Origin of the sequence: Sphaerisporangium dianthi (assembly GCF_042654065.1) — a bacterium.
In the GTDB taxonomy this organism is placed as follows: domain Bacteria; phylum Actinomycetota; class Actinomycetes; order Streptosporangiales; family Streptosporangiaceae; genus Sphaerisporangium; species Sphaerisporangium dianthi.
The window spans coordinates 133,626-154,760 of record NZ_JBHSFP010000017.1; the positions used below are offsets into that span (position 1 = coordinate 133,626).

19 protein-coding genes, 4 tRNA genes and 1 pseudogene are annotated in these 21,135 nt (G+C 67.8%); 8 read left to right on the forward strand and 16 right to left on the reverse strand.

Going from position 1 to position 21,135, the window contains the following annotated elements:
• Positions 1 to 168: 168 nt before the first annotated feature.
• Entirely contained in the window at positions 169 to 510 is a 342-nt protein-coding gene (locus ACFO60_RS23750; RefSeq protein WP_380843580.1) for a metallopeptidase family protein, read from the reverse strand.
• A 192-nt stretch (positions 511 to 702) separates the two neighbouring features.
• Here ACFO60_RS23750 and ACFO60_RS23755 point away from each other — a divergent pair, with 192 nt between their 5' ends.
• From ACFO60_RS23755 to ACFO60_RS23770, 4 genes are all read left to right on the forward strand, one after another.
• The gene (locus tag ACFO60_RS23755) at positions 703 to 2,385 is read left to right on the forward strand and encodes a metallophosphoesterase family protein (RefSeq protein ID WP_380843582.1); all 1,683 of its coding nucleotides are present in this window, start codon (positions 703 to 705) and stop codon (positions 2,383 to 2,385) included.
• An 84-nt stretch (positions 2,386 to 2,469) separates the two neighbouring features.
• Positions 2,470 to 2,542 (forward strand) — tRNA-Glu (locus tag ACFO60_RS23760).
• A gap of 107 nt (positions 2,543 to 2,649) precedes the next feature.
• Positions 2,650 to 2,724: transfer RNA gene (locus tag ACFO60_RS23765), tRNA-Asp, on the forward strand.
• Positions 2,725 to 2,750: 26 nt separating this feature from the next.
• A tRNA-Phe gene (locus tag ACFO60_RS23770) sits at positions 2,751 to 2,824 on the forward strand.
• Positions 2,825 to 2,896: 72 nt separating this feature from the next.
• Here the strand turns inward: ACFO60_RS23770 and ACFO60_RS23775 are convergent.
• From ACFO60_RS23775 to ACFO60_RS23790, 4 genes and pseudogenes are all read right to left on the reverse strand, one after another.
• Complete coding sequence (locus tag ACFO60_RS23775; RefSeq protein WP_380843584.1) at positions 2,897 to 4,093, reverse strand: tyrosine-type recombinase/integrase; 1,197 nt, start codon at positions 4,091 to 4,093, stop codon at positions 2,897 to 2,899.
• On the reverse strand, positions 4,093 to 4,299 hold the full coding sequence (locus tag ACFO60_RS23780) for a helix-turn-helix domain-containing protein (protein ID WP_380843586.1): 207 nt from the start codon (positions 4,297 to 4,299) through the stop codon (positions 4,093 to 4,095). Before ACFO60_RS23780 ends, ACFO60_RS23775 begins: the two co-directional genes overlap by 1 nt.
• Positions 4,299 to 4,694 (reverse strand): replication initiator, encoded by a 396-nt coding sequence (locus ACFO60_RS23785; RefSeq protein WP_380843655.1) that lies wholly within the window; start codon positions 4,692 to 4,694, stop codon positions 4,299 to 4,301. Before ACFO60_RS23785 ends, ACFO60_RS23780 begins: the two co-directional genes overlap by 1 nt.
• Positions 4,695 to 4,761: 67 nt before the next feature.
• Positions 4,762 to 5,909: pseudogene (locus tag ACFO60_RS23790) on the reverse strand (IS3 family transposase).
• Between the two features lie 800 nt (positions 5,910 to 6,709).
• Between ACFO60_RS23790 and ACFO60_RS23795 the strand changes: the two are divergent.
• Entirely contained in the window at positions 6,710 to 7,615 is a 906-nt protein-coding gene (locus ACFO60_RS23795) for a hypothetical protein (RefSeq protein ID WP_380843588.1), read from the forward strand.
• Positions 7,616 to 7,672: 57 nt separating this feature from the next.
• Here the strand turns inward: ACFO60_RS23795 and ACFO60_RS23800 are convergent, their stop codons facing one another.
• Positions 7,673 to 9,637, reverse strand: coding sequence for an NACHT domain-containing protein (locus ACFO60_RS23800; protein ID WP_380843590.1), 1,965 nt, complete (start codon positions 9,635 to 9,637; stop codon positions 7,673 to 7,675).
• Between the two features lie 195 nt (positions 9,638 to 9,832).
• Between ACFO60_RS23800 and ACFO60_RS23805 the strand changes: the two genes are divergently transcribed.
• A tRNA-Ser gene (locus ACFO60_RS23805) sits at positions 9,833 to 9,897 on the forward strand.
• Between the two features lie 116 nt (positions 9,898 to 10,013).
• On the opposite strand, the gene ACFO60_RS23810 is transcribed toward ACFO60_RS23805, so the two are convergent.
• The 9 genes from ACFO60_RS23810 to ACFO60_RS23850 all read right to left on the reverse strand — a co-directional run bounded on the left by ACFO60_RS23810 (position 10,014) and on the right by ACFO60_RS23850 (position 18,611).
• Positions 10,014 to 10,487, reverse strand: a complete 474-nt coding sequence (locus tag ACFO60_RS23810; RefSeq protein ID WP_380843592.1) for a hypothetical protein — start codon at positions 10,485 to 10,487, stop codon at positions 10,014 to 10,016.
• Positions 10,488 to 10,831: 344 nt separating this feature from the next.
• Complete coding sequence (locus ACFO60_RS23815) at positions 10,832 to 11,548, reverse strand: ABC transporter ATP-binding protein (RefSeq protein ID WP_380843594.1); 717 nt, start codon at positions 11,546 to 11,548, stop codon at positions 10,832 to 10,834.
• Positions 11,541 to 12,452: an ABC transporter ATP-binding protein gene (locus tag ACFO60_RS23820; protein WP_380843596.1), complete on the reverse strand. Its 912-nt coding sequence runs from the start codon at positions 12,450 to 12,452 to the stop codon at positions 11,541 to 11,543. Before ACFO60_RS23820 ends, ACFO60_RS23815 begins: the two co-directional genes overlap by 8 nt.
• The gene (locus ACFO60_RS23825; protein WP_380843598.1) at positions 12,428 to 13,306 is read right to left on the reverse strand and encodes an ABC transporter permease; all 879 of its coding nucleotides are present in this window, start codon (positions 13,304 to 13,306) and stop codon (positions 12,428 to 12,430) included. Before ACFO60_RS23825 ends, ACFO60_RS23820 begins: the two co-directional genes overlap by 25 nt.
• Positions 13,306 to 14,283, reverse strand: coding sequence for an ABC transporter permease (locus ACFO60_RS23830; protein ID WP_380843600.1), 978 nt, complete (start codon positions 14,281 to 14,283; stop codon positions 13,306 to 13,308). The genes ACFO60_RS23825 and ACFO60_RS23830 overlap by 1 nt, the downstream gene beginning before the upstream one ends.
• Positions 14,280 to 15,731 carry an ABC transporter substrate-binding protein gene (locus tag ACFO60_RS23835; protein WP_380843601.1) on the reverse strand — a complete coding sequence of 484 codons (1,452 nt, stop codon included), beginning with the start codon at positions 15,729 to 15,731 and terminating at the stop codon, positions 14,280 to 14,282. The genes ACFO60_RS23830 and ACFO60_RS23835 overlap by 4 nt, the downstream gene beginning before the upstream one ends.
• Positions 15,732 to 15,940: 209 nt before the next feature.
• Positions 15,941 to 16,297: a VOC family protein gene (locus ACFO60_RS23840; RefSeq protein WP_380843602.1), complete on the reverse strand. Its 357-nt coding sequence runs from the start codon at positions 16,295 to 16,297 to the stop codon at positions 15,941 to 15,943.
• A gap of 488 nt (positions 16,298 to 16,785) precedes the next feature.
• Positions 16,786 to 17,469 carry a response regulator transcription factor gene (locus ACFO60_RS23845; RefSeq protein WP_380843603.1) on the reverse strand — a complete coding sequence of 228 codons (684 nt, stop codon included), beginning with the start codon at positions 17,467 to 17,469 and terminating at the stop codon, positions 16,786 to 16,788.
• The gene (locus tag ACFO60_RS23850; RefSeq protein WP_380843604.1) at positions 17,466 to 18,611 is read right to left on the reverse strand and encodes a sensor histidine kinase; all 1,146 of its coding nucleotides are present in this window, start codon (positions 18,609 to 18,611) and stop codon (positions 17,466 to 17,468) included. The genes ACFO60_RS23845 and ACFO60_RS23850 overlap by 4 nt, the downstream gene beginning before the upstream one ends.
• 86 nt (positions 18,612 to 18,697) lie before the next feature.
• On the opposite strand from ACFO60_RS23850, the gene ACFO60_RS23855 reads away from it, so the two are divergent.
• Both ACFO60_RS23855 and ACFO60_RS23860 read left to right on the forward strand, forming a co-directional pair.
• Entirely contained in the window at positions 18,698 to 20,188 is a 1,491-nt protein-coding gene (locus ACFO60_RS23855; RefSeq protein WP_380843605.1) for a DUF1349 domain-containing protein, read from the forward strand.
• A 96-nt stretch (positions 20,189 to 20,284) separates the two neighbouring features.
• Complete coding sequence (locus ACFO60_RS23860; RefSeq protein WP_380843606.1) at positions 20,285 to 20,494, forward strand: hypothetical protein; 210 nt, start codon at positions 20,285 to 20,287, stop codon at positions 20,492 to 20,494.
• 120 nt (positions 20,495 to 20,614) lie between these two features.
• Here the strand turns inward: ACFO60_RS23860 and ACFO60_RS23865 are convergent, their stop codons facing one another.
• Positions 20,615 to 20,923: a MiAMP1 family antimicrobial peptide gene (locus tag ACFO60_RS23865; RefSeq protein WP_380843607.1), complete on the reverse strand. Its 309-nt coding sequence runs from the start codon at positions 20,921 to 20,923 to the stop codon at positions 20,615 to 20,617.
• Between the last annotated feature and the right edge of the window lie 212 nt (positions 20,924 to 21,135).

The window sequence follows — 21,135 nt, forward strand, 5'->3', positions numbered from 1 at the left end:
AGGGAGCGGCCAGCGGTCCGTTCTCATGCGCTACGTCCGGATGGCGGCAGAGTCGGGGTCCGGCACGCCAGGGCGGCGTCCGGCGCGGAGGGCGTGCATTCGGGCGCATCACAGAGTTCCGCCGGCAACGCAGGGGGCGCGGGGGGGGGGGGGCAGGCGGCAGGTGTGCTACCAGCCCAGCTCGTGCAGGCGTTCGTCGTCGATCCCGAAGTGGTGGGCTATCTCGTGGACGACGGTGATCTGCACCTCTTCCACGACCTCGTCCTCCGTCTCGCAGATCTCGCAGATCGGGTTCCGGTAGATCTCGATGCGGTCGGGCAGGACGCCCGCGTACCAGTCGCCCCGCTCGGTCAACGGGATGCCGGTGTACAACCCGAGCAGGCCGGGCTCCGGCGGATCGTCGACCACGACCATGAACACGTTCTCCATGACCTGGGCGAGTTCGCGTGGAATCGTGTCCAGCGCCTCGGCGACGAGCTCCTCGAACTTCTCCCGCGAAACCTCCACCACCGGTCAATCGTGTCATTGGTGGGGGACGGCGCGTACCAATCAGGCGTCCTGGTTTCCGAAGCCGCTGCCTTCGACTCCCGCGACGGACGATCCGGCCTAATCCCTCCATGGGGCTTCTTGACTGGCGTCGACACGCGGGCTGACTCCGCATGGCTATGAGTAGGGCCGGGTTTTCGGGTAGGCAAGACGGCGATGAATCTGTTGCGCTGGAAGCAGACCGCTCAGCGGCTGAACGAACGGCGCGCCGTCCGCCGAGGCTTGAACGTCCTGCTGATCGGCGTCGTGGCGCTCGCCGGGGCGTGGCTCGGTTTGGCCATCGGCGCACACGTGAAGACCGCTGTGGGGCCCGCCGAGATCGGAATGAGTCTGCGGCCCTCGTGGGACGGCGAGACCGTCGTGGACATCCGCCCCCTGGGCACATTGCGCTTCGAATCCCACCATGGGCCCATCCAGCTCGGTCTCAGCCTGGACGGCATCCGTGCGGACGTCGCGCAGCGGCTCCTGGAGAGCCCGCGCTGGGCGGAGACGCTCCCGGACCTGATCGAGGCGGATCTCCAGGCCGGTCTGCGCGAGCTGGTCATCAGGGCCACCCTGTGCGCGGTCGCGGGCGGGGCACTGACAGGGCTCATCGTCCTGCGCCGGTGGCGAAGCGCCCTGTGGACGGGGTTCGGGAGCCTGGTGGCGATGGGTCTCGTCGCGCTACTGGCGGTCCTGACCTTCAACCCCCGGTCCATCGCCGAACCGCGGTACACCGGCCTGCTCACCGGCGTGCCGTCACTGATCGGCGACGCCGAGTCGATCGTCACCCGGTTCTCCGAGTACCGTGGCCAACTCGCCAAACTGGTCACGAACGTCTCGCAGCTCTACCACGCGGGCACCACACTGCCCGTGTACTCGCCCGATCCGAACACGTTGCGTGTTCTGCATGTGTCGGACATCCATCTCAGTCCCGTCGCCTGGAGCACGATCCGCTCGCTGAAGGACGAATTCAAGATCAATATGGTGGTGGACACCGGCGACATCGCCGACCACGGGACCAGGGCGGAGAACAGGTTCGTCGAAGAGATCGGCAAGCTCGGCATCCCGTACGTCTACGTGCGCGGAAACCACGACTCCATCGCCACGCAGCACGCCGTCGCCCAGCAGAAGAACGCCGTCGTCGTGGACGGCGGCGAGAAGACCGTGGACGGCCTGCGGATCTACGGCGTGGGTGACCCCCGGTTCACGCCCGATAAATCGGTCGACGTCAAGTCCGACGCTGAGGCGCTCATGAACCTCGGACGCGTCCACGCCGAGCGGCTGACCTCGCCGGTGGACTCCGTGCGAACCGGGAGAAAATCGCCGCGCGCGGCGGCCAAACCGTCCAACTCGCCCCCACCGGCCTCCCGCAAGGGCGCGCCGTCCCCTTCGCCGTCGAGCCCGCCCTCCTCGGTGAGGACGACCGGGACGACCGAGACGGGCGCGGCCGCCGGCAAGATCCCCGTGGACGTCGTCGTCGTGCACGACCCGACCGTCGGCCGGGCCTTCAGCGGCGCCGCGCCCTTGGTCCTCGCCGGCCATGTGCACGAACGCTCCACCGAGATGCTCAAGTCCGGCACCCGGCTCATGATCCAGGGTTCCACCGGCGGCGCGGGGCTACGGGGCCTGGAACACGACGAACCCACACCCATCCAGGCATCGGTGTTGTACTTCGATATGACCACCCATCGCCTCCAGGCCTGGGACGACGTCACCCTCGGCGGTCTCGGAGAGCAGTGGGTGCAGATTCAACGTTACGTGGAGCCCGAACCGGGACGTACAATTTCCCCGGAGCCGCTCGTCACCTCGTCACCAGCGAAGCCGGTCGACTCCACCGTGACACCTACCAAGAGATGACCGCTTTGGCATCCGGGGGCGCCGTCCCCTATGCTTCAGGGGTCCCCGACGGAAGGCGTCACGGATCCAGGGCGAAAGTCCTGAGCCCCCATCGTCTAGCGGCCTAGGACACCGCCCTTTCAAGGCGGCGGCACGGGTTCGAATCCCGTTGGGGGCACGCGCGAGTCTCGGCTCGCCAGAACTGCGGAGGTCGAAGATCTCCGAAGAGCTGGTAAGCTAAGCGAGCGCAAAGGCCGAGAGTCACAAGCTCCCGGTGACAAGCAAGGTCCTGTAGAGCAGTTTGGAGTGCTCGCCACCCTGTCAAGGTGGAGGTCGCGGGTTCAAGTCCCGTCAGGACCGCTCTGGTAGGTGTCATCTCACCACCGGGTCAGGTAGCTCAGTCGGTACGAGCGTCCGCCTGAAAAGCGGAAGGTCGGCGGTTCGACCCCGCCCCTGACCACCTTTTGACCAGCGAAAACCCCGAACCAAGATTATGGTTCGGGGTTTTTACATCAACGGGTACATCAACCCGCTAAGCGATCTCTTTTCCGAGCCGCTTAAGCGCCTTCGTCTTCTCTTCCAATGACGCATGCGCGTACACGTCCATTGTGACCTCTATGGCGCTGTGGCCGACGATCTCGCGCACCACATGCGGAGGCACGCCCAGGTCAAGGAGCAGCGAAACGGCCGTGTGCCGGATGTCATGGAACCGGTACCCGTCCAGTCCGGCCCGCTCCCGAACCGTGTAGAACTGCCGAAGGAGATTGCGCGGGTCGACCGGCTTCCCCGACGACGTAGTGAAGATCAGCCCTGTCTCCTCCCACTCCGAGCCCGCTTCTGCTCGTTCCTCCGCTTGGATCTCGCGTCGCCTCTCCAGAGCGGTGACGCAGAACTCGGGCAGCGGCACGACCCGCTTTGAGCGCTTGGTCTTGGGCACGTTGATCCGCAATTCGCCGGCGACACGTTGCAACGTCTGCTCTACTCTCAAGACCCCCGCCTTCAGATCCACCGCGGACCAGGGGAGCGCCAGGATCTCGCCCTTGCGAAGCCCAAGCAGGGCCAGGGCGTACACGGCCTGAAAACGGTCCTTCTGGACCGTGGCGAGAAGGTCGCGGACCTGCGAGCGGCTCAGCCCCTTACCGACTTCGTACTGCGGAGCCTGCACGGTGACGAGCTGCGCGACGTTACGCGGGATGATCTCCTCCCGCACGGCGTTCTGAAGCGCGTTGCGCAGCACGGCATGGATGAGCTGGACCATTCGGGGAGACAGGGTGTCCTTGCAGCACTCGGAGGGCACCGACGAGCGGCAGCTCTTGCAATCCCGCTCGTACTTGCAGCACAGACAGATGGCCCGGCACTCGGAGAGGAACACGCGAATGTCCTGCGCGGACAGCTTGTCCACCCGCTTGCTTCCGAGGCCGGGAACGATGTAGAGCCGCGTAACCCCCTCGTACCCGACGTAGGTTTTGATCCGCCGCTGGGGCCTGACCACCTGCTCAAGCCAGTAGGTCAGGTACTCACCGAGCTTCCACACCTTGTCCGCGACGGGGATGCCCTGGTCCGTCGACCGCTGCAAGGCGACCAGCTTCTTACGAACGATCTCGCGCGTCTTCCCATAGACGAACTTGCGCACGCGACGGCCCGCTGTGGTGGTGACGTAGGTGGCCGCCTGCCACGAGCCGTCCGACCGCTTCGTGATCGTTCCTTCGCCGTTCGCTCGCTTCCCCATCAGGCAGCCTCCTCGATCATGCGGGTCACGTAGTCCTGTAGAGCGGATTCCGGGATCAGCCGGAGACGACCGGGCTTGAACGAGGCCAGCTCACCGGTTCGAATCAGGTCGAAGACCTTCCACGTGCTGATGTGCAGGAGCGTCGCCGTCTCCTCCACCGTGAGGTATTTGAGGCCGCTCGAATGCGCCCCGCCCTGACTGCTCATCACGCCGCCCTCTGTTCAGTTGCCGGAAGTTCTTCGATGGGTCGTCCCTCCGCTCGTGCTTGGGCCTGTTCGAGTGCCGCGCGCCATTGGTGGCGTTTGGCGAGTTCGTCTATGAGTCGTTTGGCCCGGGGAGGCACGCCCTTGTCAGCCGAGGTGACCGGGTGCCAGATGTACCGAGCGGGGTCGACGGGGGCGGCCTGGTCGTCGGTTGCCGAAAGGCCGAGTTGTTCCAGGACCCAGGCGCGGCGGTCTTGCTTGTGTTCGGTGAGGGTCTTGCCGGACCACTTGCGGGAGACCAGGACGCGGCGGCCGGCGTAGCCGAGATGTTCGGGCTTGTGCGCCTTGCCCCGGCACGAGCCCGGCCGCATCCCCGGTTTGGCGCCCTTGGGCTGGATGAACCGCGCCGGGTTTCGTGGAGACTCTGATGTGTCCCGGGTTTGATGGAGTCGGCTCGATTGGCCGTCATGCCAGCTGGGTGTTTGAGTTCAGCATCTCGTATTCGATTGGGGTCCGCATCCCTAGCGCGCTGTGGCGTCGTTGCCGGTTGTGGAAGATCTCCAGGTACTCGAAGATCGCATTCGCCAGCTCGATGCGGGTGTTCCACCGTCGGCGGTTGAGCAGCTCGGTTTGCATCCGGCCCCAGAACGACTCGATGACCGCATTGTCGAAGCAGTCGCCGATCGAGCCCATGGACGGCACCAGTCCTGAGGCTTTGGCTCGTTCGGTGAACGCCCAGGAGCTGTACTGCACCCCGTGGTCGGAATGGATCACCGGTCCGGCCTGCGGGATGCGGTTGTGAATCGCCATCCCGAGGGCGCCTGTGACCAAGGCCGCGGTCTGGGCCGAGTCGATGGACCAGCCGACCACGCGTCGTGAGTAGACGTCGAGCACCACGCAGCAGTAGACCTTGCCCTCCCGGGTCGGGTGCTCGGTGATGTCAGTGACCCACAGCTGGTCAGGCCTGCCCCGGGCGAACAGCCGATCGACCATGTCGGTGGCGGTCGGCACCTGCGGCATGGGGCGCCGGCGGCGATGGCCGGGCAGGCCCTTGATGCCGGCACGGTGCATCAGCATGGCGACCGCGCCATGTCCCACTGCGATGCCGCGGCCCAAAGTGAGTTCGGCGTGCACCCGGCGGCCACCGTAGACGCCCCTGGAGGCGGCATGGACCTGGCGGATCTCGTCGGTGAGCCACGCGTGGCGCACCGACCGAGCTGATGGCGGGCGAGTGCGCCAGGCGTAGTAGCCCGACTCCGACACGCCCATCACCCGGCAACAGACCTGGACAGGCAAGCCTTCGGCGGCCATCACCGCGATGGCCTCGAAGCGTCTTTTGGGGACACCACCTGGCGCAACAGCTCACCGGCTCGCCGGGTCACCGCCAGCTCGGCCTCAAGCTCGGCGATCCGGCGGCGGGCGGCGACCAGCTCGAGGTGATCCGAGGAGGTGATGCCGGGCTCCAGTCCTGCATCGATGCGGTCCTGTTTGCGCCAGTTGTAGATGGTCTGGTCGCTGATCTGCAGATCGGTGGCCACCTGCTGGACGGTTCGGCCAGCCTTGAGCAGGTCCAACACCTTACGTCGGAACTCGGGGGGATAGCTCCTGGGCATGCTGACCTCTCTTGAGAGTCCAGGCATGCAAGTCAACCAAAGTGACTCCACGAAAGCCGGGGAACATCAGTTCGTAGGTGGCTGAGGCATCGGCGGGCCGTCACAACCCATACAGGTTCCGATCGCGCTGTGGCTGGTCGCCGTTCAGGGTTGAGGGCGATCGAAGGTCCGGGCTTCGTGCCTCAGTCCCGGCCCACCGGACAACCAGGTCGATGCCCTGCCTGCCACTGACACTCCGCGGTACATCAACCGCTACATCAACCCGGCCTCACACCAGCTCATGCACCCACACGTCAGCGATCACCTGGAGCCGAGGTCAGGCCGTAACGCCGAGGTGAGCGATCATGCACGCATCGCGGTTCACGGCTATTAACGGGTATGAGGCAGCCATATCGGCAGAGCATCCAGTAGGGCATCCCATCCCTCTGCCAGCAACCACCACATGCCCAAGGCGAGCACGACGCCTATCAGTAGCGTTACCATGATCAACTTCACTAAAGCTCGTCCAGAGGGCCGAGTCGAGTACCGGGAGGTCAGCACAGCGCCAGTTAATCAGGCGAGCAGGTGGCGTACCAGACCTTACCGGGTAGGCGGCAGCACCGACAGGATGAAAGCGCTCATGGTGCCTACTCCTGAAAAGCGGAAGGTCGGCGGTTCGACCCCGCCCCTGACCACACATCCAGAACAGCCAAAACGCCCCGAGCCGATCACGGCCCGGGGCTTTTGATGTCCAGTGACGGCAACGGCCCTTTACGTTCGGAACTGCTCGACCCGTCACGCCTCCTGGCAGGCTGATGAGTATGTGGTTCTTCCCATGGCCGACGGCAATCGACCGGAAATACGGCACACGCCTGCCTAAGGCTGCTCGGACAGTAAGGGCGGTTGATACGCCGACGCTGATCGAGTTGTTTCTCGAAGCGGCGGCGTTGCCCGGAGGGCCGAAGTCGACCGCAGCCGAGTTCCTCCAGGAACACCTGGCTCCGGAAGGGGATCACTACCTGATACCGCGCCCTCGTTGGCCATGGGATGGCGACCATTCCCAGCTCTCGGAAGAGATCTGGCCCGCCTGCGAGCTGCTGCGCATGAACAACGGCGACCTTGTCTGCGGTCGGGCGTTGCTGTTGAAATCGAGGTTCCTCGCACTTCCACAGACTCTCTCCAGCCGACAGCAGTACAGAATCGCGCGGCTCGCAGGTTCCACGAACCGTGACATTCACCTGTGGCGGCTCGATCACAGACATGATCCGGCGTGCGAATTCCCTTCGTGCATCGAGGAGCGTCACGGGCATTGTGACTGCCCTGACCGTGTCGAGGCGGGGAAGCGTGCGAAGCGGCACCGATCCAAGATCAGAGGCGGAAGGTCAGCCCAGGACGCTGTTCGTCATCTGATGGCGTTGGGGTTCATGGAGATCCGAGCGACGAGTCATGTCATACGACGCGAGGTGCAGGCTGGAGAAGGAAGCGGCTCGCTGGACCACCTTGCGCGTGTTCGGATGATCGCAGACATCTGCCACAACCTGCCTGGAGACCTCAGGCCGGTCAGCAGGGGAGAACGCGAAAGAAGGGCCATCGAGAGCCTCAGGTTCCATCTCCGGGAGCTTGAACCAGATGACCAGGCTGCGCAGTGGGTTCGCGCTCGGCTGGATGAGCTGGGCTACGACTACGTTCCTCTTCTCCCTGACCGGGCCAAGTGGCAGCGTACGTAACTGGGTAATCAATAGAAGCGCCCCGAGCTTAATCTGGTGTGCTGATCGCCGATGTGGCTATTCCTTGTGTGCCAGTTGTTGTCTCAGGAGTTCATGACGGAAGTAGTACAGGTCGCCAACCTTTCTGAGCACACCGCGCTGGTAGCCGTCATCGAGGAAGGCGGCTACCTTCCAGGGCAGTCGGCCGGACGCGGCCAGTATGGCGCACGCAAGGAAGAGGCGGGGACGGGAGGCCGACAAGACGGATACGGCGAGGATGGTCACGAAGGCGGCCAGGCCGATCGCGTATGGGGAGACGGATGGCCAGGTCATGGCAGTGTGCACGACGGCGAAGTCGAGCAGCGCTACCTGCAGGGCAATCAGGCCGCGGGAGAGCGTCACCTGAAACCAGAGTGCGGTCACAAGCACGATGATTATTGTCTGATCGTCTCTCAGACCAATGCCCATCGTGAGAAATCCGAGGACGGCGGCGAAGAGGGTCGACGTCACGGTCCACGACTTCACCTGGCTCGTGGCGGCCGACTCTGGAAGGTCCGTGATGAAGGCGTAGATGAAAGTGGCCACGGCCATGGCCGTCCCGACGAGGGCACCCCTTGCGGGACCTGCTGCTACGTCGAATGCCGTGCCGGCGCACAGCCCGGTCAGGAGACTGCGGATCACGTCATAGACCAAGGGAGGGACGACGTCGGTCAGTCCAGGCGAGGAGATGCCCCGCCGACCAAATTGCCGGGCTAGGAAGGACAGCCAGTTGCGGGCGGCGTCCGCGCTCCAGGCGAGGCGAGGCTGCTCATACGCGCCGGAGCGACCGGAGCGACGGGGGAAGGCGGAGTGGCTGCCTCTGCGGTGGCTGGTGGAGCCGGAGTAGAGGGCGGGCACAAGTTCAGTGAGAAGGTGAGCCTCAAGATCATGTCTGGTCGTGAAGGTGAGTAGGTAGTCGGGGTTCGCCGCCCGTTCGGCGTAGGCCATGCGAGCCAGAGAGAGGGCCAGCGGAGTCGATAAGCCGTGGGCGAGTTCGCCGTCCGGGTTGGCGGTCAGTTCGGCGAACACCTTGGACCATTCAGGCAGCCGGGCAGGCTTTGTGGTGATGATCAGGTAGTCGCGGATGGCGGCGGTGTCGAGCGGCTTGAGCTCGATGGCGGCTGCCGCCGTGAGGACGTCCGCCTGCTGGGAGTCGATGGTGACCAGGTATTCCGCGGTACGGCAGGTCAGAACCAGGGGGTACCTGGCGCTGAACGCGGCGTTGATCTGGGTGAGGGCCTGCTCACGCTCGGAGGCGGGCATCTCGTCAAGGCCGTCCAGGATGAGCAGGAGCCAATGCAGGCCCAGCGGCTCGGCGGGGTCGTAGTCGTAGTCCACCGCCAGGCGGGCGTAGATCCAGCCAACAATGGGCTGCTGGGACGGAGTCCACGTCGAGAGTCGCAGGATGACGGGGACGGGGTCGGCCTGCTCGCGGGCGGACAGGCATGCTAGGACAAAGCGCATCACCAGCGAAGTCTTGCCGGCGCCGGGTTCGCCGAGGGCGACCAAGCGCTTCCGGGGGAGTTTGGTGTGGACTATGTGATAAAGATCGTCCAAGCTGCCGTCGAGGTCGATGGGAGTGTCCTTGCCGCCGATGACCCGCCAGTGGTCGCTGACCGGCGGGCCGACCGTACGCCAGGAGACGGGCAGAGGTTCCGGGTCCAGCAGGCGCTGTCGTAGTTCCTCCGACTTCCACACCTGCTCCACCTTGGCGGCCAGTCGCTGGGCGCGCGCCGCTACGGCGTCCGCCTCGGGCTCGGCCACGTCCAACGTGCCGAGACCGCCCCTGCTCTTGGCCCGCTGTCGTAACCAGCCGATCATCGCTGCCGAGGCGACGAGGGAGGTGACGACGAAGCTGAGGATGCTGGCCCACTGGTCGGCGTACTCGCGGCCTTGGGAGGCGAAGAAAACGGCCAGGGCGATGCTCACGATTGGCACGAGGATGGAGGTGGCGACGAATGCCCACCAGTACCATCCGCGAAAATCCGAGCCTGATCGCGTCACGCCAGCCGACGATACTAGTCCCGGTCAGCTGAATCCGATCGTGAAAAGGCGAATCGTGAAGCTTCGTGGAACTCATCTCGTCACCCGCCATCGACCCCACCAGGCCTCACCTAGACAGCAGTGGTGACAGCAACGTCGGGCACCAGGGGCGTTCGGCGGCGGCCGTACGCCACCCTCTGACCTTGGTCTTCGGCTGGGGAGCAGGGTGGTCGGTCCGCCTGAAATGCGGAAGGTCGGCGGTTCGAGCCCGTCCCTGACCATAGTCTGATCAGTGGAAAGCTCGAGTCGTGATCATGGGTCGGGCTTTGGGTTCGGAGTGGTTCGGTCGGTGTCTGGGCTGGGGCGTGGTCTTGCCGTGTCTGGGCATGGCTGCTGGTCACAGGCTGTCGACGAAGGTTCTGGCCTCGTGCTCGCCCATGCCGGTCTCGCCGCGCACCAGATGGACCGCCTGCTCCTCACGGCCGGCGGCCTTGAGCTCGCGTACGCGGGTGGCCAGGTCGGGACCGGCGGTACGCGGCAGGGCATCGTGGTCCGCGGGCCTGAACCTGGTCATGGCGGGATGGCTCCACATGTCACGCCCCATGGCCACGCCGTCGACGACGGCCTTGGAGGTCGGCAGGTCGAGCCTGGTGAAATCGCGAAGCTCCTTGATCGCTTGGATCTGGCGTCCCTGGAGCGTCAGCCGGGTGACGACCTGGTGCAACTCCTCCGGAGTCATCGGTCTCATCTGCGGGACGGACGATGATCGGTTTCCTGCTCGACCGATCCTGATCGCCACCAGGACGACCGCCACGATCACGGCGACCACCACGATCAGGATCAGCAGCTCTGGAAGCCCCAGGTTCGACATGATCAACATCGTAGGACGCTCAGTTGAATCCGGCCATAGCCGCTCCGGCACAGAGTTCAGGGGTCGGCTGACGCCTCCCCTCGGCCTCGTCATATCCCGTCCGCGAACCGTCCAGGATCTTCTCCCGCGTGCCGTCCGTCGACCGGCGGCGATGCCGGTTGGGGACGGTCTTCCGTTTCCACGACACGACGGCAGGTCACGCCATGGGTCGGCCGTCCGGACGCGGAAGAACACGCCATCGATCGCCGTTCGGTGATCGGCCCTCCTGCCGCCCTGCCGTGGATCGACCGGAAACAGCGGCGGCGACCCATGTTCGGCAGGGTGCCGCCGCATGAGGGGTCTTCTCAGGTGGATGGTGAGGGTCGTGGTGTGGTGGTCTGAGGGTGGGCGGAGCCGGGCGGTGTGTCGGGAGGGTCATCGGCGGTGGTGTCCTGGTCCCAGTCGCGCACGTTTCCCCTTGCCCAGCGGTGGAGGAGTTCGGTGTCGTGGCTGATCGCCAGGACGCCGGCGCCGGTGCGGGTGCGGTAGTCCTCGATGCGGGCGACCAGATGGGCCTGGGTGGAGGCGTCGAGCATGGTGGTCATCTCGTCGCAGATCAGGTATCCGGGTTCGAGCGCGAGGGCGCGGGCCACGCAGGCGCGCTGGAGTTGGCCGTCGGAGACCTCGTGCGGGCGGCGGGTGAACAGCTCGGGCGTGAGGCCGAGCTCCGAGGCGAGCCGGTGCGCGCGGTCCAGGGGCCGCCGGTTGGCGCGCAGGGGTTCGGTGATGACGTCCAGGAGGGTGAAGCGAGGGTCGACGGCGAGGCGGGGTTGCTGGAAGATCAGGCCGATCGCGGTGCGCCGGGGGGCTCGGTGCCGCCAGCGGTTCACCTGGTGCCCGTCGAGGGTGATCGTGCCGGCAGAGGGGCGTAGCAGCATGGCGAGCACGCGGGCCAGGGTGGACTTGCCGCATCCGCTGGGACCGGCCAGGCCGAGGACCTCCCCGGGGCGCACGGACAGCGACACCTGGTCGAGCACCTTGCGGCGGCCGAAGGAAAGCGTGATGCCGGTGGCTTCAAGCATGGTGGCAGGCCACCTTGTTCAGCACGGGTTGTTCCTCGCACAGGGCGGTGGCTCGGGGGCAGCGGGGCCGGAAGGCGCACCCGCTGGGCAGCCGGGTCAGTTCGGGCGGCTCTCCCGGGATGGGGACGAACGCGCGTGAGGGCAGCGAGTCCAGCAGCCCGGCCGCGTACGGGTGGCGGGGCCCGGCGAAGAACGTCGGCGCCGGGGCGAGTTCGACGATGCGGCCGGCGTACATGACGGCGATGTCGTCGGCGACCTGCTCGGCGGCTCGCAGGTCATGGGTGATGATCAGGACCGCGCGGCCGTCGTCGCACAGGCGGCGCAGTTCGGCCATGGTGGCCTCGACGAGGGGCCGGTCCAGGCCGGTGGTGGGTTCGTCGGCGATGATCAGCGGCGGGTCCCCGGCCAGTGCGAGGGCGTTGGCGACGCGCTGGGCCATGCCGCCGGACAGTTGGTGGGGGTAGCGGTCCAGGTCGCCCGGTCGCAGACCGGCACGCGCCGCGACCTGGTCGGGGGTCTCAGCGCGGCCGAGTTCGCGCAGGGTCTCGGCGAGCTGGGCGCGGGCGGTGCGTACGGGGGTGAGGTGCGCGGCGGGGCTCTGGGGGATCAGGCCGATCCGCCGGCCGCGTACCTGCCGTGCCAGCACCTTCTCCGGGGCGGCGACCAGGTCGAGCGAGCCGAGCCGGGCGCACCCGGTGACGGTGGCGTTGCCGGGGAGCAGGCCGAGCAGGGCATGTGCCATCACCGACTTGCCACAGCCGGACTCGCCGACCAGTGCCAGGCAGTGGCCTTCGCGCAGCTCGAAGCGGGCGTCGGTGACCGCGTGCACGGTCGCGCCGGGCAGGTGGAAGCGGACCGACAGCCCGTCCACGCGCAGTGTCACAGGACCAGCTCCGATCTCCATCGGGGGTTGGTACGGTCGCGGACGTGCTGGGCGAGCGCGGAGATCGCCAGGGTGGGCAGCAGGATGAGCAGGCCGGGGAACAGGCTGGACCACCAGTCGCCCGCGAGCAGGGAACGCTGCCCGTCGTTGATCATGTTGCCGAGCGAGGCCAGGTGGGGGGGCAGGCCAAGGCCGAGGAAGCTCAGCGCGGTCTCGTGCCAGATCGCGTGCGGGACCATCAGCACGGTGGCGAGCAGCAGGTGCGGCGCCAGGTTGGGCAGGAAGTGCCGTCGGACGATGCGCCACCTGCTCGACCCGCCGCAGATCGCGGCGTCGACGAATGGGCGTCCACGCAGGGACAGCACCTCTGATCGGACGATGCGGGCGGCGGTGGTCCAGTGGGTGACCGCGACCGACACCACCACCGCGGTCGAACTGGGCGCGAACAACGCGACGATGAAGATGCCGAACAGCAGGTGCGGCAGCGAGTTGAAGCCGTCCACGACCCGCATCAGCAGGCGGTCGGTGACGCCTCCGGCCGCGCCGGCCGCCAGCCCGACCAGTCCGCCGATCGCCGCGCTCACCACGGCCGCGGCCAGGCCGACCAGCAGCGAGACGCGCAGCCCGTAGATCGCGCGCAGCAGCACGTCCCGGCCGACCTCGTCGGTGCCGAACGGATGGGCCGGCGAGGGAGGCAGTCCGCTGGCGGACAGGTCCACCAGTTGCTGGTCGAGGCGGGTGATCAGCGGTACCAGGATCACCGCCGCGATCAGTACGGCCAGGGTGGTCGCGGCGAGGCGGTGGCGGGAGCGCGGCCCTTTGACCCGGCGGGTCTGTCCGGCGCCTTCCCGCCGCCATGTCCTGGTGGCGGCCATCAGTTCACCCCCAGCACGCGCACGCGGGGGTCGGCCACGGTGTACGCCAGGTCGGCCAGCAGGTTGCCCGCCACGACCGCGATCGTGGCGAGCAGGGTGAGCGCGGCCAGCAGCGGGAAGTCGACCGCGAGCGCCGCCTTGACGGTGGTGCCGGCGACGCCGGGCAAGGAGAACACCGCTTCCACCAGGATCGCTCCGGTCACCAGCTCGGGGACGCGCGCGCCCATGATCGTGATGAACGGCAGCAGGGCCGAGCGCAGCGCATGGCGCACCAGCACGGTCCGCTCCCGCAGGCCGCGGGCCCGCGCGCCGGTGACGAAGTCCTCACGCAGCACGCCGATGACCGACTCGCGGACGAACAGCAGCAGCCAGGACGACTGGGAGAAGGCCAGGACCACCACCGGCAGCACCAGGTGGCGCAGCAGGTCGGGAAGGGTCACCGTGGTGGAGGCGGCGTCGGTGAGCCCGCCCGCGGGCAACCAGCCGAGCTTCACGGCGAACACCCAGATGACCATCAGGGCGACCCAGAACACCGGGGCGGCCTCGTTGGCGAACGCCGTGCCGGTGAACAGCCGGTCCAGCCAGGAGTCCCGTCGCCAGGCGGCCAGCGTCCCGAGCGCCAGACCGGCCACCAGCATCAGCACCAGCGCGCAGCCGACGACGAGCAGCGTCCAGCCCAGCCGCTCACCGATCACCTGCGCCACCGGCAGCCGCAACGACCGCGACTCTCCCAGATCGCCCCGCAGCAGGTGGCCCAGCCAGCTGGTGTACTGCTCGAGCAGCGGCCGGTCCAGGCCCCAGTTCGCCCTGATGTCCGCGACGATCTGCGGGCTGGTGGTCATCGCCCGATCTCCCAGGTACTGGCGCACCGGATCGAACGGGGAGGCCTTGGCGAGGGCGAACATCGCGAACGTCACCACCAGCAGCAGCGGAACCGCGAAGGCCAGCCGCCAGGCCACGATCCGGACCCAGGTCATGCGGCGGGCTTCCAGCTCGCGATCGTGCCGAACAGGCCGCCGGTGGCGTGCTCGTGCGGTTCGACGCCCACCTTCATGCCACTCCAGTTCCCGCGTACCACGTAGGTGTGCTTGAGGTAGACCAGGTACAGCCAGACGGCGTCGTCGCTGATGCGCCGCTGGAACTCCTGGTACGCCTTCTTTCTGACGGCGGGGTCGGAGGTCTCGCGGCCCGTCTCCAGCAGGCGATCGACCTGGGGGTTCTTGTAGTGCCCCGGGTTGAAGAAGCCCTGGCCGGAGTAGGAGGAGTGGAACAGCTCGTAGTTGGTGTAGTCGGGGTCGAACGGGCTGCCCCAGCCCATGATCAGGGCGTCGGTGGCCATGCGCGGCTCGATGGCGTCCCAGTCCAGGCCGGCCAGCCGGACGTCGATGCCGATCTTCTTGGCGTCGGAAGCCACGGCCAGCGCCAGCTCCTTGCGCAGTGAGTCGCCCGCCGGGTACATGAGCGTGAACCTCGCCGCCGTCCCGCCCTTGGCCCGGATCCCGTCCGTGTCCGCCTTCCACCCGGCTTCGTCCAGGAGCTGGGCGGCCCTGGCGCGGTCGGGTGTGGCCGAGCCGTCCACCGCGGGGTCGTGCCAGTCGGTGCCGGGCGCGACAGGACCGAAAGCGGGGGTCCCCGAGCCTGCCAGGATCGCCGACACCATCGCGGCGCGGTCGACGGCCAGTCCCAGCGCCTTGCGGATCGCCAGGTCACCGGTCACCGGCTGTGCCAGCGGGAACATCACACCCCGGTAGTCGGCGCTCGGCGCCTCATAGACCGTCAGCCCCGGCTGGTCGCGGAACCGCGCGATCGCCTTGGGCGGCAGCTCGGTGGCGGTGAACTCCCCGGCCGCCATCCGGGTGGCGCGGGCGTTGTCGTCGGCGGTGTACGCCAGCACCAGCCTCTTGATCGCCGGGGCCCCGCCCCAGTAGCGCTCGTTGGCCTTCAACGTGATCTTGTCGCCCTTGGTCCAGGACTCCAAGGCGTAGGGTCCGGTTCCGGCCGGGGCCGTCCCGGCGGCCGGCAGACCCGAACCCGACGGGACGATCCCGAGCGTGGCACGCTGCAGGATCGGGGCGTAGGGGTACTTCAGGTGGAAGACCACCGTCCGCGCGTCCGGGGCCTCGACCTTGTCGATCGCGGCGTAGTCACCCCGGATCGGGGAGTTGTTGGCCGGCTTCAGCACCTCACCGTAGGTGTAGGCGACATCCGCGCCGGTCAGCGGCCTGCCATCGTGAAAGGTGACTCCTTGCCGCAGCCGGAAGGTCACCTTGGAGCCCGCCACCGCAGGCAGCGCCTCGGCCAGCGCGGGCTGCAACGTCAGGTCGGGAGCCCGGCGCACCAGCCCGTCGAAGAGCAGCGAGCCTCCGTCGGGGGCGTACCCCAGCACAGGGCTGAGGCTCTCAGGCTCGGATCCCAGCCCCAGCACAGCCGTGTCCTCCGCCTTCGCGGGCGACCCGGTCGGCGTTGGGGCCGAACAAGCGGTCAACAGCACGACTACCGCGCCCAGTAGCGCCCCACGCGTCACGAGCTGACAGTAAAGCATGCTCTTTGCTATTGCCAAGAGATGGCAATTGCTGAGCAGTGGCTCTATTGATGGGGCCCAGGCGATGAGGCGTCCCTAGGCGATCTCCTGGATCAGTTCACGCAGAGACAGAAGGGGTGCCCCGCCGGGTCGAGGAACACCCTGGCGGACGTACAGGGCTGGTGCTCGTGCTTGGTCGCGCCGAGATCGAGCACCGCCTTCTCGGCGGCGTCGAGGTCGTCGACGATCACGTCGAGGTGCATCTGCTGGGGCGCTTCCTGGGCGGGCCATCGAGGCGGCGTGTAGTCCTTCACCTGCTGGAAGGAGATGCACTGACCGTACTCCGCCCGGACCTCGGCCCAGTCGGAGGAGACGTCGACCTTCCAATCCAACATCGCGCCGTAGAACGCCGCGAGGGCACCCGGATCGGGACAGTCGATGACGATGCTCGGGAAGCGTGCGATAGCCATGCCGGGCACGGTACGCGTCGTCACCGACGATTCGCGTCCGGGGAGGCCACGGCCGGGGCGGGTGGCCCGGGTGGGCGTCCTGCGCTCATGCCGGCGCGGCCAGGCGACCGGGTCGGCCGGTGGGCGGACGGGCTGTGGCCCGTCCGCCCATCGGGGCGTCAGCACACGATGAAGATGCTCTGCAGCCGACGGGCGTCCGCTGCTCCGCGTAGCGGTTGGATGCAGGCTCGAAGTGCATCGTGCCCTGTCAAGGCGGGCAGACAAGAACATCTGGCAAAGCTCCACGAACGACGGTCGGAACAAGGCTGAAACACGTGGGGGTCATGGTCTCCTGGTGGCCGGCGATGCCTCAGGTCAGCGACGTGGAGTGTTGTTCCGACCACACGATCTGAACAGCCAAGACGCCCCGGGCATTCGTGCTACGGGGTGTTTTCGATCTCTAGTGACGGAAAGCCTGGCTGGGCAGGGACCGCAGTCAGGCGTGAGCCCTAGAGGGGACGAGTGCCCGTCTGGCTCTCGGCGATCCGGTAGCCGACTCCCGGCGTCGTCTCGATGATCGGGGGAGCGCCCAGTTTGCGCCGCAGCCGGCCCACCGTGACGGTGACGGTGCCGGTGAACGGGTCGGCGTGCTCGTCCCAGACCTGTTCGAGCAGTGTTCCGGTGCTGAGGTGGCCGGGGCTGGCACGCAGCAGCGCTTCGAGCACGGCGAACTCCTTCACCGACAGGTCGAGTCGTCGTCCGTCGCGAACGACGCTGCGGCGGACCGGGTCCAGTTCGATCCCGGCCGCGCGTAGCGTCCGGGGGCGCGCGTGCGGCTTGCGGCGGGCCAGCGCGTGGATGCGCAGGATCAGCTCCGGGAAGTGGAAAGGTTTGGCGAGATAGTCGTCCGCGCCGAGGGTCAGTCCGCTGACCCGGTCGCCGGGCGCGCTCGCCGCGGTCAGCATCAGGACCATCGGCCGTTCCGCCCGTTCGGTGATCATCTGGCACAGCGTGTCGCCGTGGAGACCCGGCAGGTCCCGGTCCAGGACCACCACGTCGTGCGGGGCGAGGTCGAGCTTGGCGGCCGCGGTCAGCCCGTCGTGGGCGAGGTCGACGGCCATCCCCTGGTCGCGCAGCCCTTCCACGACGACCTCGGCCAGTGCCCGGTCGTCTTCGACGACGAGGATCCTCATGCCGCCACCGACATCTTCGGCGTTGGAAGCGTGATCGACACGCGTAGGCCGCCGTCCGGCCGGGCAAGCAGGGTCAGCCGGCCGCCGTGGGCGGCGGCGACAGCGGCCACGATCGACAGACCCAGCCCTGAGGAGCCGGTGCGCTCGGTGCCGAGGCGCTCGAAGGGCTGCGCCAGCCGGTCGACCCCCCGCTGGTCGAGGAGGGGGCCGCTGCTCTCGAAGACCAGCATCGTCTCCTCGCGCACGGACCCGGCGATCCGGATCCATCCACCGTCCTCGTTGTGCGTCACGGCGTTGTCGACCACGTTTGCGACCAGCCGTTCCAGCAGCGCCGGGCTGCCCTGGCTCACCGTCGCCGGCGGCACTTCCACCACGATGTTCAGCCGCTTCGCCCGCACGTCGGCGGACCGTTCGCACAGCGCCGCGCCGACGAGGTCGCCGAGGTCGACCAGGGCGGCGTCGGCCAGCGCGCCGTGCTGTGCCCGGGCCAGCACCAGGAACCCGTCGAGCAGGTGATCGACCCGGTCGAGCTGCGGACGTATCCGGTCCGCGAGCGCGACCGTCGAGGTGGCCGGCGCCGGCTTGGCGGCCGCGACGTCGATTGCCGCGCGCATCGTCGCCAGGGGCGTGCGCAGTTCGTGGGCGGCGTTGGCGACGAAGCGACGCTGCGCGGCGAACGACGCCTCCAGCCGGGCGAGCAGTTCGTCGATGGTGTCGGCGAGGTGTTTCACCTCGTCGGCCGGTCCGGTGACGGACAGCCGCCGATCCAGGCTGTCGGCCGAGATGCGCCGGGTGGCGCCGGTGATGAGCCGCAGCGGCCGCAGGACGCGTTTGGCCAGCACCCGGCCGAGCACCAGCGAGACGATCGCCATCATGATCAGCGCCACGACCGAGCCGCTCAGGAATTGGCGGACCTGCGCCTGGTGCATCGCGGCCAGCTGGTCCTCCAGTGCCTGGATGCGCTGCTGGGCCTGGGCGAGGCTGCCCTGGGCGTAGGCGCTCCCAGCGGGGGTGGTGCCCTTCATGCCGCTGCCGGACAGCAGGAACGTCAGGCCCAGCAGCCCGACGCCGGACAGGAGGAACACGACGGCGTACAAAAGGGTGAACCGTAATCCCACGGTCCCGCTGCGCAGCCCGATCATGCCTCCAGCATGCCGTTCCCGGCCTAACAGGAGCATGACAGGTTCGGTTCAAGCCGTGTCGGGCGCCGATCTGTAGAACCGGCACCATGTCGACCACCGAACTCCTGCGGCGGGAGTGGGCCGCGTTCCGCCGCCCTGGCCGCCTGATCGCCCTGGCCGTCGCGGCCCTGTCCGTCATCGCGCTGGGCGTGCTGTTCGCCTTCGGCGACCGCTCGTCCTGCGACGGCTCCTGCCCGGCCGTCCCCGCCGCCGACGACGGTTCCATCGTCACGGACAAGTTCTGGTTTCTCCATCGTGACCTCGGCCGCGAGGGCGGCATCACGGTCCGGATGACCTCGATGACGGGGACGATCACCTACCCTCCGCCGAACCACGACAAGATCGTGCCCGGGCTGGTGCCGTGGGCGAAGGCCGGCATCATCATCAAGGATGGTGTGCGCCCGGGCTCGAGGTACGCCGCGCTCACGATGACCGGCGGCCACGGCGTGCGGTTCCAGTACGACTACAGGCATGACGTCGCCGGGGGCGCGAGCGGTGTCTCGGCGCGGTCCCCGCGCTGGCTGCGCCTGACCCGCTCGGGCGACACCATCACCGGCTCCGAGTCGACGGACGGCAAGCAGTGGCGCACCGTCGCGACGGCGACGCTCGGCGGACTGCCGGACACCTTGCAGGTCGGTCTGTTCGCCACGTCTCCGGGCGACCTCACGCTCGACGAGATCGGCCTCGGCGGCGCTGTCGGCAAGCTCCGGCACACCCAGACCGTCGGGGTCTTCGACAACGTCGCCGTCAACGGTGCCGCCGATGGGGCGTGGCGCAGCGAACCAGTCGGCGGCACCTTGAACGAAGCCGACTGGGAGAAGCACCACAACCCATCGGGAACCGTGCAGCGGGACGGTGTCATCACGATCAGCGGCACGGGCGACATCGGGCCGCACGACTTCGAGGGCGCCCGCACCGCCCGGGACACGCTGCGCGGGCTCACGATCGGGCTGATCATCGTGCTTGTCGTCGCGGCGCTGTACGGTGCCCGCACAGCTCGCCGGACGCCATCGCGGCGGGTCGTCACGGTCAGTGCGGCCATCGTCGGCGCGGCCACGTTCGTCACCGGCCTCGTCGCGGTCGGTGTCGTCGTGCCGCTTGGCATGGCGGTTCTCAGGAGCAACGGCGTCCCCGTGTGGCCACTGCCCATGCCGACGGGCGCCCGTGTGGTCGTCGGCCTCGCCGTGGGGCTCGCGCTCTGCGCGGTCCTCACCTATGGACTCGGTCTGTGGCTGCGCCGCAGCTGGGCAGCGATCGTCGTCGGGCTGTCGCTGATCGCCGTGCCCTACGCGGTCGCGACGCTCCCGCTGCTGCCCGACGCGGTCTCCGAGTGGCTGCTACGGCTCACTCCAGCCGCGGGACTCGCCATCCAGCAAACGATGACGGAGTACCCGCAGGTTAACGTGCACTACGCGCCGTCGACCGGGTATTTCCCGCTCCCCTGGTGGGCAGGGCTCGCCCTGCTTCTCGCGTACACGACACTCGCGATGCGGATCGCCCTCGGCCGGAAACCCGCCGCCGGCAACGACTGGCGATAGATGCCGCTCTCGCGTAACGGCCTCGTGGGCGCCCGGGAAGGCGGGGGTCAGGTTCGTCTCCTGGACGATGCCGCCTGGACGCAGGATCATGAGGATGTGAGCAGGACGGACAACACGATGCCGCTTCGCCTGCAGGAGCAGGATGGCCGCCGCCCCAGGCACGATGCGGGCGGGTCCTATTCGGGCATCGGTGAGGATGCCGATCTGGCGGAGCGCAAGGCACGGCAGCGGGTGCGACTCACATTGCCGCGCGGTGAGGAACCGGAGCCGACCAGGCATCGCCATTGCGAGAAGTGGCTCTATTAGGGGCCGGCGATGAGCGTCCCAGAGGCGACCTCCGGGACGCTCATTCATGCACTGCGAGTTGCCGAGTGAGCGGGTCGCCCGGTGGGCGGACGGGCCAGAGCCCGTGCGCCCACCGGGGCGTCAGCACACGATGAAGATGCTCTGCCAGCCGACGGGCGTCCGCTGCTCCGCGTAGCGGTTGGATGCCAGCTCGAAGTGCATCGTGCCCTGAGTGTCGGGCTGGTTGTACATGCGGCCGCTCTGGCCGTCGCCGTACCACTTGTACGACCCGTGGAAGGGGATGTTGGACGGGCCGCACCGGTCGATGACCACCGACCGGCCGGTGAAGGCCGGCCCCTCGTAGGCCACGTACTGCGAGGCGTAGGCGGCGCTGCCCATGACCGCGACCAGGGCGGCGGAGATGACGGGGACGAGGGCGAGTCGCTTCACGAGGGTCCTCCTGATGCTTTCGATGGTTTACCGAGAGCAATGGTACCGTCACCCTGAGTGAACGAAACATGCGCGCACGGTGTGGTCCGCTTCCTGGGAGCATTGTCCGGGCAATGTCTTCGAATGTTCTGCGACGTGGTGTTCCGTGCGCGGCTCCCGGATCAGGCCGGTACGGGTAAGTACGGTCGTGCCCAGAGGACGGCCTGTCTCGC